General features: G+C 48.2%; 7 protein-coding genes. All 7 read left to right on the forward strand.

Annotated features, from left to right (window positions below; translation table 11 throughout):
- Window positions 1–37: 37 nt before the first annotated feature.
- The 7 genes from NF543_RS19565 (at window position 38) to NF543_RS19595 (ending at window position 14,343) form a co-directional block, all read left to right on the forward strand.
- On the forward strand, window positions 38–1,198 hold the full coding sequence (locus NF543_RS19565) for a FecR domain-containing protein (RefSeq protein WP_257669903.1): 1,161 nt from the start codon (window positions 38–40) through the stop codon (window positions 1,196–1,198).
- 160 nt (window positions 1,199–1,358) lie between these two features.
- Window positions 1,359–4,811, forward strand: coding sequence for a TonB-dependent receptor (locus NF543_RS19570; protein WP_257669902.1), 3,453 nt, complete (start codon window positions 1,359–1,361; stop codon window positions 4,809–4,811).
- Between the two features lie 22 nt (window positions 4,812–4,833).
- On the forward strand, window positions 4,834–6,390 hold the full coding sequence (locus tag NF543_RS19575) for a RagB/SusD family nutrient uptake outer membrane protein (RefSeq protein WP_257669901.1): 1,557 nt from the start codon (window positions 4,834–4,836) through the stop codon (window positions 6,388–6,390).
- The gene (locus tag NF543_RS19580) at window positions 6,390–9,596 is read left to right on the forward strand and encodes a glycosyl hydrolase 2 galactose-binding domain-containing protein (RefSeq protein ID WP_257669900.1); all 3,207 of its coding nucleotides are present in this window, start codon (window positions 6,390–6,392) and stop codon (window positions 9,594–9,596) included. The genes NF543_RS19575 and NF543_RS19580 overlap by 1 nt, the downstream gene beginning before the upstream one ends.
- Window positions 9,505–11,286, forward strand: coding sequence for a carbohydrate-binding protein (locus NF543_RS19585; protein WP_257669899.1), 1,782 nt, complete (start codon window positions 9,505–9,507; stop codon window positions 11,284–11,286). The genes NF543_RS19580 and NF543_RS19585 overlap by 92 nt, the downstream gene beginning before the upstream one ends.
- Window positions 11,287–11,312: 26 nt before the next feature.
- Window positions 11,313–13,061, forward strand: coding sequence for a carbohydrate-binding protein (locus NF543_RS19590; RefSeq protein WP_257669898.1), 1,749 nt, complete (start codon window positions 11,313–11,315; stop codon window positions 13,059–13,061).
- A 1-nt stretch (window position 13,062) separates the two neighbouring features.
- On the forward strand, window positions 13,063–14,343 hold the full coding sequence (locus NF543_RS19595; protein ID WP_257669897.1) for an SGNH/GDSL hydrolase family protein: 1,281 nt from the start codon (window positions 13,063–13,065) through the stop codon (window positions 14,341–14,343).
- The last annotated feature ends 122 nt before the right edge of the window (window positions 14,344–14,465 follow it).

Raw genomic sequence — 14,465 nt, forward strand, 5'->3', positions numbered from 1 at the left:
TCCTTAGGAGTATACCAATAGTGGGAATACACCAATTATGGACAATACATATTTAGAACTGGCTAGGCTCATATCGGAATATGTGCAGGGCACACTCAGTGAAGCGGACGAGGCGGAATTGAACGATTGGGCCTTACGTGATCCGTTTGTCCGGCAGCTCATGGAAACGTACAGCGATGACCGGACCGTGGATGAAGGATTGTCAGCGCTCGCACAAATTCCCAAAGCGGCCGATTGGGGGCATATTTTGCAAAAATATCATGAAAGACGAAGCAGAAAAAATCGATTCAAATGGATCGGTCTGGCTGCGGCGGTCTTGGTATTTGCGGTTTTGGGATGGTGGGCCATTCAATCCGTTCAGCAAACAGGCATTATCCAAGACAAAGTGTATGGACATAAAAATGACGTACTTCCGGGCAACCAAAAGGCTATTTTGACATTGTCGGACGGAAAACGGGTCGTATTGGCGGAGGAGCAACAGGAGCAAATGGTTGATGCGTCTGCCGTGATAAAAATTCAGGACGGTGCGCTGACTTATCAGCATGATGATGCAAGAGGCTCCCAGACCTCGGTCAGCCATCAACTCTTTGTGCCCAAAGGAGGTACTTATAAGTTGGTGTTGGATGATGGTACCAAGGTTTGGGTCAATGCCAATTCGACGCTCGATTTTCCGGCGACGTTCGACAGCCACGAACGCCGTATCCGAATGGATGGCGAAGCGTATTTTGAAGTGGCTAAAGATTCCAAACGCCCTTTCATCGTAGAAACAGATCACCTAGAAGTCGAAGCCCTAGGTACGGCTTTCAATATAAACAGTCACCGGAAAAAAGGATATGTCAAAACCATCCTCACTGAGGGAAAAATTAAGGTAAGTAACGACAACGAACAACGCATTGTGCTTTCTGGAACCGAAGTCGTAAGCAGTGCGCAAAGTATGCGGGTATCGGCTGCCGATTTGGAAGAAGCGCTTGCTTGGCGAGATGGCTACTTTTATTTCAACAAAAAAACATTGCGTGAAATCCTGGATGAAGTAGCACGGTGGTATGATGTAGAACTGGTCGTAAAGGCCAATATAGGCGATAAAAAATATATCGGTGGAATCAAACGCAGCGCCACATTGGGCGGCGTCTGTGCCTTATTGCAAGATTTAAGCGGAACGCAGTTTGATATCCAAGGAAGAAAATTGATTGTAAACTGAGGAAAAGGAGGAAACGGAACATGAAATGATACAGGTAAGCTAAACGTCCATTACCATAAAAAATCCGAAGGTAAGCCACTACCTCCGGAAACCGATAAAGGTATTGGCCGTAAAATGTATGAATAGAACCAATTGAATAACCCTTAATCTTTCCAAAATTATGGAAAAAATTTCTATCGGACAATACCAAGGGAAGGGTGTCCGGCGCTTGTTGATGAAATATCTAATAATCATGAAACTTGCAGCGATTTTCGTGAGCATTTTATGCATCGGCGTGCAAGCAAAAACTGACGCACAGACCGTAGATTTGACCTTGAAGAATGCGAGCCTAACGGAGTTGTTTGCGGCAATCAAACAGCAAACTGGGTATCGATTTATCTATGAGGAAAATCTGTTGGACCCGAATTGGCGGGTTACCTTATCCGTCAAACAGGCCTCACTGGAAACCGTGATGGAAAGCGCCGTAGCTTCCTATCCCTTGGCTTATTCCATCTATGACGGTACCGTAGTCATCAAGGCTAAACCCCATGTGAAAGTGGTCGAACCGACTGTTGCTCAGCAAAATTATGTAGAAGGCAGTGTCCGTGATGAGGCAGGCCAACCGCTGGCGGGTGCATCTGTGCGGGTAACGGGAAAGCAGCTTGCGACGGCTACGAATGATCAAGGCAAATTCAGGATTGCTGCGCTAGTAGGTGATAGCCTCCAGTTTTCGATGCTAGGGTATAAACCGTTATCAATCGGTGTCACTGGCGAGCAAATAAACATTGTGATGCGGCTTGCCGAAGGTGAAGATTTAACTGAAGTGGTGGTTATTGGATATGGTGAAATCAGGCGTAAAGATATTACCGGTGCGGTAGGGCAGGTTAATATGGACGATTTTGCGAAAGCACCTGTTGCATCGATGGAAGACGCATTGGCTGGACGTGTGGCGGGGGTAGCCGTCTCTAGCACAGACGGGCAGCCCGGTAGGTTGAGCACGATCGTCATCCGGGGTGCTGGATCGATCACACAAGACAACTCCCCGTTGTTTGTGATCGATGGGTTTCCGGTAGAAAATCCTGACAATACCATATTGAACCCTTCGGACATCGCTTCAATCGATATATTGAAAGACGCCTCTGCCACGGCTATATATGGTGCTCGCGGTGCAAACGGTGTGATCATTATTACCACTAAAACAGGCAAAATAGGTACACCGGTATTGAGTTACAGCATGAATTTGGGTAGCCAACGGCATACAAAGTTTTCTGAAATGATGGATAGCTATGAATTTGTACGTTATCAACTTGAAGTTGACCCCGCCAGATCGCATATCTATGTGGATAGCACGCGGAGCATTGATTACTATCAGACAGCGGAAAGCGCGGATTTTCAGCGACAGCTTTTCCGTACGGGGCTTTTTCAAAATCATGATCTATCCCTGCGTGGTGGCACGGATAAGACGAAGTACTCGCTATCTACCAATCTGATGGATCAGAATGGGATTATCATTGCGACGGGTTTCAAACGGTATCAAGGCAGGGTGATCCTGGAGCAAAAGGTCAACGAGAAATTAAATGTGACACTGAATGCCAATTATAGTGAAACGAAAGCGACCGGTGCCGTTTTTTCAGAACATCCAGCCGGCCATACGAATAGTTATATATATAACGTTTTGGCATACAGGCCTACGCGAGGCTTGACCTCCGGAAATCTGGTGGAGGATTTTTTCGATATTATTGATGAAAGCCAAAATCCAGGAGAAGTGCTTGTCAATCCGATAACATCTTTAGAAAATGAGCATCGGTTGAATAAACAGCGGAACCTCACCGCGAACGGCTTTTTTCAATACCGGATACTTCCGTATTTGACCTTGAAGATCAGTGGGGGTATTACACGAAATTTCCGCTTGGAGGAGAATTTCTACAATTCGCGTACGAGCTCTGGAAATCCATATCGCTCCAATGGGGTGAATGGTCGGGTCGGCAATGGCAATTCAAATGGCTGGCTGAATGAAAACACGTTGACATTCAGTAAAAAGTTTGCCGAAAAGCATAAGTTGGATTTGTTGGGGGGCTTTACCATGCAGGGCAGTCAATCGGCGGGTGAGGGGTTGTCTGCCACCATGGTACCTAATGAATCATTGGGCGTAAATGGGTTGGATGAGGCACCCAACATCACTTTTTCTAAATCCGGTTCGGAATGGGCATTGGCGTCGTTTTTAGCAAGGGCGAATTATGATTTTGATGGCAGATATCTGCTCACCGCCTCCATTAGGTCCGATGGCTCATCTAAATTCGCATCGAGCAATCGTTGGGCTTACTTTCCCTCCGGTGCGTTGGCTTGGCAGATGAAGCGTGAAGGTTTTATGAGCGACATCGCGTTCATTTCGGAATCAAAATTACGCATCAGCTACGGGCATTCCGGAAACAATCGGGTGGGTGATTTCCCCTATTTATCGACCCTTTCTTTTCCGATGGTGAGCGGATACAGCTTCAATAATGGGGCACCTACAAGGGGTGTGGCATTGGGTGCCCTGGGCACCGAGAAGTTACGCTGGGAAACGAGTGTCCAGACGAATTTCGGATATGATTTGGGATTGTTTGATAATCGGATTTTGTTAACGGCGGAGGTTTATCGCAAAATTACCCGGGATTTGCTGCTGAATGCTGAAGTTCCGTACGTAACGGGTTATATCAGAAGCTTCAAGAATATGGGAGAAATGCGCAATGAGGGGCTTGAACTGACGCTCAATACCGTCAATATCCAGCGACCCAACTTCTCTTGGAGTTCCAATTTTAATATTGCCTTCAACCGCAACGAGGTATTGGCATTGGCGGAAAATCAGCACGAGCTGCTCTCACGCGTTTCGTTTGCAGGCAGCTATTCGAATGGGCCTTTGTATGTGGCCCAAGTTGGACAGCCGCTGGCTCAATTTTTCGGATACGTATGGGACGGTGTATACCAGTATAGCGACTTCAATCAAGACGACAATGGCAAATATGTATTGAAAGATGATGTGCCCAATAACGGCAATCCTCGTAATCAAATCCAGCCAGGAGATATCCGTTACCGTGATTTGACCGGAGATGGCGTGGTCAACGACATTGATCGGACAGTGCTTGGTCGGGCAATTCCGTTGCATGCGGGCGGATTTTCAAACAACTTTACTTATAAAAACGTTGACTTGAATGTCTTCTTCCAGTGGTCCTATGGCAATGAAATCTACAATGCTAACCGGTTGATTTTTGAAGGAAACGGAACGTCAACGAAACAAATCAATCAGTATGCACATTACGCCGACCGCTGGACGCCCGATAACCCAAGCAACACGTTGTTCAGGCAGGGGGGGCAAGGGCCACAGTTTTATTCTTCGCGTGTATTGGAAGACGGATCTTTCCTCCGCTTGAAAACGGTTTCCATTGGTTATCATTTGCCGGCTGGATTGCTTTCGAGGTGGAGAATGAGTGGCTTGAGGTTGTCCGTTTCTGCTCAGAACCTCTATACCTGGACCAACTATTCCGGGCCGGATCCCGAGGTTTCAACACGCAATTCGAATCTCACTCCTGGATTCGACTATTCGGCTTATCCAATCGCCCGCACGATCACGTTCGGGCTGAACGCATCATTTTAATTAACTGCATTATCATAGCGTTATGAAAAAAGTGTTAATCTTTATTATTGGCCTACTGACGGTATCTTGTAATAGCCTGTTGGATACGCAGCCGAGTGACTTCTTGACACAATCGTACTATTTTACCACCGAAGAGCAATTGCAATTTGCGTTGAACGGCGTATATGATCGCCTTGGTGCATCTGAGGTTTACGGAGATCGGATGACATGGACCTACAACTCCAGTACCGATGAATCTTTTCAAAAGGGCAGGGGCACACAGGGAATAACCGTGAACAACTACGATGCTTCTCATAACGATATCAATAATTTCTGGCGCGTATGCTATGAGGGGATTGGTAGGGCCAATGTGTTGCTGGCGAACATAGATAAACCCCAAATGAGCGATAGCAGTCGCAATTTGATTCGAGGGGAGACCCTTTTCCTCCGGGCACATTATTACTTTATTCTTGCCTTGAATTTTGGGGGAGTGCCTTTGATGATCGAACCCACTGTCTCAAATGAAAACCTGCAAATTCCAAAGGCGTCTTTACAGGAGGTGTACACCCAGATTGTTGCCGATATGACGGCGGCGGAAGCACTGCTTCAGGAACAAACGGTCACCTCGCTTGGATATGCTGGCCGGATCACGAAAACTGCGGTTCAGGCGATGCTTGCGCGGGTGAACCTGCACATGGCCGGATATCCGTTAAATGACGAAGCCCGGTATCAGGAAGCGCTGGATTGGGCCACAAAAGTGGTGGAATCCGGTGAACATGAGCTGAATCCCGACTACGCCCAGGTATTTATCAATTATGCCCAGGACATTTATGATGTGAAAGAAAGTATTTATGAAATCGAATTTTTCGGAAACGGTTTGGATACCTATCGAGAGACGGGGCGTATCGGCAACAATATCGGCATCACTTGCCAGGATCGAGAGATTGGGCAGTGCTATGGTTCGGTAAACGTGTCGCCAAAATTGTTTTATTTATATGATTCTGTAGATACGAGAAGGGATTGGAACTGCGCGCCTTATGTGTTTTCCGGAACCAGTAATGCCGTTAAAGTGCCTAACCTGGATGTATGGGAAAGGAATGTAGGTAAGTGGCGCCGGGAGTATGAGACCCTGACTCCAAAACATCCCAATAATACGCCCCAGAACTTTGCCGTAATCCGATATTCGGATGTATTGCTCATGTTTGCTGAAGCGGAAAACCACCTCAACGGCCCGACGAACTTGGCTTACGATGCGGTGAACCGAGTGCGGCGAAGAGCGTATGGAAAAGCGTTGGATACGCCTAGTGAAGTGGCTGATGTGCCTCCGGGGCTGAGCAAGGAGGCGTTTCTTGCGTTTATCCAAGATGAACGTGCACGGGAATTGTGCTTGGAAGCGATTCGGCGGTATGACCTGATTCGATGGGGTATTTATTTGGAGACCATGAAGGATTTTGCGGATTACATCATGGCGGAGGCTCCGGAAAACAGGCAGTACTATGCATTGGCTGCACAAAACCTCGATGAACGGCACCTACTGTTTCCAATCCCGCAACGGGAGCTTTCGGTAAACCCCGCATTAACCCAAAATCTGGGTTGGTAATGCGAAAGTACGTATGTGGATTGTTGTGTTACCTGCAATTATTCGCCGTGGTAGCACAGCAAGGAGATCGCTTTGCGGAAATCGGAAACAAAGTTCCAGCGGTAAGGACGCACTTGTTGGTCACGCCTCAACCACCGACTTTACCGGAGAAGCAGCTTCCCACGGTTCATCATCCGTCAGCCATGTTTCAGCCAATGGATCGATTGGATAACGAAGCGGAGTTGGCGCAGGCCTTGGATACGATGCGCGCGCATTTTCTTCCGTTTATGAAGCAACTGGCTCCTGACCTTAAGCAATACCGGGTCAGCATGAGTCTCGATTCGTTCCAGTGGCGCAAGGAAACGACGGACGACAGGAAGGATTTTTTGAACGTGCTTCAGGGTGGGGGTGCATGGCAACCGGTGTCGATACCGCATTTCGGGGAGCCGCTTGGTAAATCGGTGACGTATTATCGAACCATCTTTCGGATATCTCCGGAAATGCGCCAGAAAGATGCGGTATACATCCATTTCAACGGTGTGGATTACAAGGCCCAGGTCTTTGTCAATAAGCAGTTCATCGGAGCGCATGAAGGTGTGTTTGCACCGTTTGAATTTGACATCGCCGATGCTTTGGTTGAGGGTGAGAACGTATTGCTCGTCAAAGTGGAAAACGATGTGCCGATGCAGGGTGGGGGCGACAAGCTTTATGCGGCTACGGGACCGGGCTATGATGAGCCCAAGCGAGGATGGCATCACTGCCCTCCAGGGATGGGGATCTATCAGCAAGTGCATATCGAAGGGAGAAGTCATCTTCACATACACGATGTATTTGTAAGGCCGTTGGGAACAACAGATACCGCCGAGATATGGCTGGAGGTAAACAATAGTCGGCAAACAAAAAAAACAATACGAGTTCGTTACGCGGTGTTCGGTCAGAATTTCGAGCAGGAGGTGCTTCGCGATCAAGTTTATCAGCCGCGTACGGTACATGTACCTGGTGTAGGCGACCTGGCTAAGAAGACAGACCATTTGGAGAAAGACCTACTCATGGGGCAGGGACCCAATTTCCTGAAGTTCCGGGTAGTCATTCCAAACGCGCGGCGGTGGAACAATGATACCCCCTGGCTATATCAGCTGCAACTCGAATTGCTGGATGAGCATGATGAAGTGGTCGATTCAAAGGCGCAGCAATTCGGTATGCGGCATTTCGAAATGGATACGGTAAGCGCGGTTAAGGGCATGCTGTATTTAGACGGGAAACCCATCCGATTACGCGGAGCGAATACGATGGGGGCGTTCCAGCAGGCCGTGATGAATGGCGATGACGACCGGCTGATTGATGACATCTTGCTGGCGAAATTGACGCATATGAATTTTATCCGGATGACCCAAATGCCGGTGCAGGATGAAATATATTGCTATTGCGATCAACTGGGGCTGATGACGCAGACAGACCTTCCGCTATTCGGCGTGTTGCGGCGTAACCAATGGCTCGAGGCGGTACGGCAGGCCGAAGAAATGGAGCGGCTGGTCAGGAAGCACCCCTGCAACATCATGGTCACCTATATCAACGAGCGATTTCCGAACGCCGAAGGCAATCCGCATCGGCACTTGAATACCTATGATGAGTATGCACGGTTTTTCCGGGCGGCTGATGAGGCAGTCCTGATGGCTAATCCAGATCGTGTAATCAAAGCTGGGGATGGGGATTATGATCCACCATCGCCCGGGCTTCCGGATAACCACTGCTATAACGGATGGTACAACGGCCACGGGTTGGGATTGGGCGAACTCTTCAAGGGACATTGGATTCCCGTCAAACCCGATTGGTACTATGCCTGCGGCGAATTCGGCTCGGAGGGACTCGAATCAGTAGAAACCATGCGGAAATACTATCCGGCATCCTGGTTGCCGCAAACCGAAGAAGAAGAAAAGGATTGGTCACCTTCAAAAATCCCCGCTGCGCAGACTGGACGTTTCCATTACATGTGGTTCAATACCGGCACCGGTCTAGCAGATTGGGTGGAGGCCAGCCAATCCCATCAGGAAACCATTTCCCGCCTGACGACGGAAGCATTTCGGCGCGATAATCGGATGGTGAGCTTTGCGATTCATCTGTTTATTGACGCATTTCCTTCCGGATGGATGAAAGCCATCATGGACGTGGACCGCAAACCCAAAAAGGCTTGGTATGCTTATCGGGAAGCGCTCACACCACTGGCCGTCCAGCTGCGTACCGACCGGTTCCAAGCATTTTCAGGCGATACCATTCCCGTGGAGGCTTGGATTGTGAATGACCTTGGCGAGGCGCCAGCCGGTTACAACATCAGGTATCAGTTGGAACTGGATGGCAAGGTGTTGAGTGCCGCCCAATCCACCGCCGAAATACAGGCGAACGCCAGCAGCTTCCAAGGCTATTGGCAGGTTGCATTGCCAACGGTTAAACGGCGAAAAGAGGCAACGTTGCGAATTGCACTGTTCGACGATTCGGACAACCCCGTTCACGAGCGCTCGGAAACGATCGCGCTGTATCCTGCCGCTGCACCCGCGAAAGCAGCAGTATGGTTGGCGAATCGGAATGGAACTGGCATGCAGCTATCGGATGAGATGGACTGCACCGTTGTCAACGAAATGGGAAAGGCCGATGTATTGGTCATCGACGATATCAACGACTATATCAATGATAAGGATCGTATAGAAGCCCAAGTCATAAAGGGAAAGCGCCTGGTTTTTTTAACGATACCGCAAGGAGTCTATAACGTGGGTGCGGATTCCATATGGATCAAGCCGTGCAGCATGGGTAGCTATTATTTTGTTTCTCCGCAAACTGGGCATCCCATGGTGAAGCAAAACCAGCCGCTGGATTTCCGCTTTTGGTATGATGCCAATAAAAAAGTAATCAGGCCATTCTTGGAAGCCATGCTGGTGGCGGAAGGTTGGAGTGCGATTTTAAAAACAGGAGATGCATCCTGGGGTGGGGGTAAAGCGCCTGACCATGCAATGGCAGTGGCTGAACAGCCATTTGGAAAAGGAAAAATACGGATATGTCAGTTAGCCCTGCATGGAAGGGTTCGCGACAACCCGGCAGTTAGCAGCCGAATTATTGAAATAAAAATGGAATCTATTAGCGTATATGAAAACTATTATATTGATTTTTTGGTCGATCTCGGCCATTTATTTGCCACATCGGTTGGTTGCCCAAGATGCGGTTGTTGTATCACCTGATGGAGATGACAGGAACGACGGCACGTTAGGAAAGCCCTTCAAGACACTTGAACGGGCGAGGCAGACAATCCGCAGGTCTTCAATCCGTATGGTTTATCTCCGCGTGGGGGTGTACCAACGTAAGGAGCCTTTTATCCTTACCGAAGAAGACAGCGGGAGCACCTGGAAGATATATCCATCAGACCCCGTAAATTCAGCGATCCTGGACGGAAGTGGTTTGGATGATATCCTGTTGATACTCGGCGGAAGCCATATTACTGTTGAAGGGCTTACCATACGCAATTACAGCAGCAGAGGCATTGGTGTTCATGGTGGAAAGGGTTGGAAAAACGCAAAACCTCATTTCCATGAGGATTATCCCACTGCCGCGCACAACGTGATCCGGAACAACATCGTTGAAAATGGGAACGTGCCGTCGCCGGGCTGGGACAGGGCGGCGATCAATACCCAAGGCACGACACCAAACAGCCATATTCTCCATAATGTGGTGCGCAATACGACTGGTTACGGAATTGGCGTATGGGCATTGCAGGAAGGCGATGACATTTCGGGCACGCTGGTGAGCGGAAATGCGGTGCTTAATACCTGCACTCGAGCAAAGGACGGAGCGGCGATTTACATCTGTGACCGGACAGCAGCCTCTAAAGCCATCATGGTGGAAAATAATTTTGTGAGGGATTATGGCGACTATGAACATGAATTGCGCGCTGTTTATTTGGATGATTGGGCTTCAAACACCACAGTCTGTGGAAACATCCTTACCGGTAAGGGAACCCAGCCAGTACTCATCCATGGCGGCAGCAATAATGTGGTAACGGGGAACATCATCGATGTGGGAAACAGCGGAAAACCATGCGTATTGAATTATGCGGCTCATCGCAACCGTCCGATGCTAAATAATTGGTTTACCGGAAACGTTATCCTCTCATCCTACCCGGAGGACCGTTCGGGCGGCGCTTACCGCAAATTCGGCGACATCACCAATCCGGAAGTTAAGAACAACCTCTACTATAACTATTCAACGGGCGTCGTCAATACGGGCGGGCAGTATTACCTCATCAAAGATACGCATCCGCTTACGGCAAATCCGCAGATCGCTGGCTGGGATTACCAAGTGGCGGATTCCAGTGCGATTTACAAGCAGCCCACGGCATTCCAACCGTTGAAGCGCAAATGGGGCCCTCCGGGCTATCTGCTGCCCGAAGCGGGTACCGCGCCATCTTGTTTATTGCTCGGCGATAATGCGCTTTATCTCCATGCAGAGAGCTGTGATACCTTATCGGGCGTCAGCAAAAATGGAATAGCCGCCATTGTCGCTGATGCGGAAAACGTAGATCAGTTTTCAAATATTCATTTGGGAAATGGGTTCGATGCATTTCCGGCAATGGCTGTAAGCGCGTGTGATGATGGAGACTGGGTTGGTTTCCGTCAGGTCGCCATCCATCATCCTGGCAAAACATTCACTGTGAGGCTTGCTTCAGCTTCTGGTGCAAACGGTACCATCACATTAAGGATCGATGAGCCCAACGGAAAGGTTGCGGCTACGCTGAAAATCAAGCCTACCGGGAGCTATACGGAATATGAAGAGCAGGCGGCCACGGTAGACCTTAAACCGGGAATATATGACCTGTATATGGTTTTCCAAGGCGGAAAGGCTATTGGTAATTTCGATTATTTTAAAATCCACTAATACTAACTAACCATTATTAACTAATTATGAAAACACTCATGCTAATTTCATTTGCCTTAATAGGCTATTCGTGTTCGGAAAAGCATCTTTTGCTTAATGCCGACGATTTCGAGATGAATAGTACGAAGATGACGCATAATAAAAATGCATTTTTCGTGTCACCTGACGGTGATGATAACCATGACGGGTCTATCAGGTGTCCATTTAAGACATTGGAACGCGCCCGGGACACCATGCGGGTTTCATCGAAGAAAATAACGTATTTGAGGGCTGGAATATATGCTCGAACGGAGACGTTCATTTTGGATTTGAACGACAACGGCCAGACTTGGCAAACCTATCCCGGTGATGCCATCAATTCGGCCATTATTGATGGTGGAGGCATTCAAGATATCATCGATATTTTGGGGGGTAACCACATTACCATCGATGGCCTGCTAGTGCGCAACTATACCAGCCGGGGAATTGGCGTGCACGGAGGGGCTGGCTGGAATAATGCCGCACCCTACTTTAACACAGCCTACGGCCCCGCTGCGTATAACACCATTCGAAACAATATTGTCGAAGACGGCAATGTGCCGACACCGGGGTGGGACCGCGCAGGCATCAACACGCAAGGTACCGTGCCGGGCACGAAGATATTGAACAATGTGATACGCAATACAACCGGATACGGTATCGGGGTTTGGTCTTTGCAAAGCGGTGATAACATTTCAGGCACCGTTGTGAAAAATAATGTACTACTAAATACGTGTACCACTGCACGTGATGGCGCAGCCATCTATACCAACGATCGGACGATATTATCCGATAGTATTTTTATCGAAAACAACTTTATACGTGATTATGGGCCCTTCGAAAATTATGTGCGCGCGATTTACCTCGACGACCATACCTCGAATGTCTCGGTAAAAGGTAATATTTTGGCTGGTTCAGGGCGGCAACCGATTCTGGTACATGGCGGATACAATAATCAGATTACCGATAATATCATCGACTTGGGTTCTACAGGTAAGTTGTCTGTTTTAAATTATGCGATTCGTGCGACAGCAACGATGACCGGCAATGCCTTCACGAACAACATTATTATCTCCAGTTACCCTGTGGATAGCGCCGGAGGAGCCTACCTCAAAACGGGAGATGTGGTTAATCCGGTGATCGAGCATAATCTGTATTATAATTATGCAGGTGGCATCGCTAATACGGGCGGATACCATTACCAGCTTAAGGATGCTTTTCCGTTGCAAGGCGATCCTAAATTAAGTGGGTGGACTTATGCAATGGCCGATTCGAGTATGGCTTACGCTTCACCTGTCAGCTTTGAACCCATTGTTGGCAATTGGGGGCCTCCGGGATTTAATATTCCCGAAACAGGGATGTCGCCATCCTGCTTACTGCCCGGTTCAAATGACCGCTACCTCCATGCCGAGAGCCATCAGGATATGCAAGGTATTACCAAATATGGTATGCATATTCGTTCTTGCGACAATGGCGATTGGGTGAAGTTTACCAACGTAAATTTAGGTTTTGGTTTCGATCAGTTTACCGTGCGGTTCGGTGTTACCGATGCCAACGCTGGTAAACGGATTCAGGTTCGCCTTGGCAGTCCAATAGGAACATTGATTAGTGAGCTTACAACCACGGGTACCGGGGCTTATGATGCCATGGAAGAGCAACAAGCACCGATGAGCAGTGTGACAGGAATCCATGATGTATATATCGTTTTTGCTGGCGGCTCCGGCGTGGGCAATGTCGATTATTTTAGGTTTCATTGATATGAAGCATTCCTTGAAAATAAAATGGGCTATTCTATTTATTTGCCATGGTTTTTTTATGGTGGGCGTGGGTAAACCCATTGAAGTAGACGGTCCTTTGAAATTACAGGAATCCCGTTCCGGATTACCCAATTTTTTTGCCAAGCTTGAAGCAATAGATTCCGTGACCGTTGCTTTTTTGGGGGGAAGTATAACGGCTGCGGGTAGTGGGTGGCGAGACCAGACGATGGCGTGGTTGCAGCAACATTTCACAGGGACCAAAATCGACCAAGTCAATGCAGGGATTGGAGGTACAGGTTCCGACTTGGGCGTATTTCGCCTAAAGAAAGATGTGCTGGTGCATCATCCCGATCTGATATTCGTGGAGTTTGCCGTAAACGACAATGGGCGTGCACCAGAAACTGTCCACCGTACGATGGAAGGAATTGTAAGGCAAATCTGGAAGGCCGATCCGCAAACCGACATCTGCTTTGTATATACGATGATGGCAGATATGGCCCCGGCGCTCGTTGAGGGGAAATTGACGAAAACCATGCAAGCCATGGAAGCTATTGCCGACCATTACGGAATACCCTCTGTATTTTTGGGAGAAGAGGTCATCCGGTTGTATAGTCAAAAGGAACTTCTTTTTCGGGGTATTCCCGATGAACATCCAGGAAAAACCGTGTTTTCAAAAGATGGCGTGCACCCGTATGCCGAAACCGGCCATCGGTTGTACGCCGAAGTATTGAAGAAGGCGCTCACGGCAATGCAAGCAGTTGGGAATCTAGGAGCCGATCGATTGCGAGATGCGTTCGATGCATCCAATTGGGAAGACGCAAAAATGATTGCTGCAAACGACCTGATTAAGGAGCGTAAATGGGAAATGGTTACCACCAAGGATTCCGTGTTAAAAACCTATTTGGTGGAAGGATTCCCCGGGTTGCTCAGGGGAAGGGCAGCAGATAGGCCTGCGATAACGTTGAAATTCGTCGGCCGGTTGGTAGGCCTTTATGATATCGTGGGGCCGGGTACGGGACAGATTGATATTTATATTGACGGTCAATTGGCGGAACAAAAAAAGCGATTTGACAAACACTGCACGTATTATCGTCCCCAATATTTTTACAAATTGGATATGTCGACGGGACAACATACGGTGACTTTCCGTATCTCGGATGAGCGGTTTGATAAAATGGATATCCTGAAACAAGGCAATCATGAAATAGCTGATTGGGACGGTTACCGGAGTTATGATTGTTATATTGGGTATGTGCTTTGTCTTGGGGAAATAGCTTTATAGGCAAGAACTTAAACGATGAAAATTCCTTAACAGGCGGTTGGAACCGGATTTTTTTTTTACTATTGTATGAAGATCCAATTATATCGATGTATTGAAAATTACTGGTTTATATCACGCTTATA

Source organism: Parapedobacter tibetensis (assembly GCF_024704835.1).
Lineage (GTDB): Bacteria > Bacteroidota > Bacteroidia > Sphingobacteriales > Sphingobacteriaceae > Parapedobacter > Parapedobacter tibetensis.

Coding starts and splice junctions, on each gene's coding strand:
- NF543_RS19565 (WP_257669903.1), top strand. CDS start 38: ATGGACAATACATATTTAGAACTGGCTAGGCTCATATCGGAATATGTG.
- NF543_RS19570 (WP_257669902.1), top strand. CDS start 1,359: ATGGAAAAAATTTCTATCGGACAATACCAAGGGAAGGGTGTCCGGCGC.
- NF543_RS19575 (WP_257669901.1), top strand. CDS start 4,834: ATGAAAAAAGTGTTAATCTTTATTATTGGCCTACTGACGGTATCTTGT.
- NF543_RS19580 (WP_257669900.1), top strand. CDS start 6,390: ATGCGAAAGTACGTATGTGGATTGTTGTGTTACCTGCAATTATTCGCC.
- NF543_RS19585 (WP_257669899.1), top strand. CDS start 9,505: ATGAAAACTATTATATTGATTTTTTGGTCGATCTCGGCCATTTATTTG.
- NF543_RS19590 (WP_257669898.1), top strand. CDS start 11,313: ATGAAAACACTCATGCTAATTTCATTTGCCTTAATAGGCTATTCGTGT.
- NF543_RS19595 (WP_257669897.1), top strand. CDS start 13,063: ATGAAGCATTCCTTGAAAATAAAATGGGCTATTCTATTTATTTGCCAT.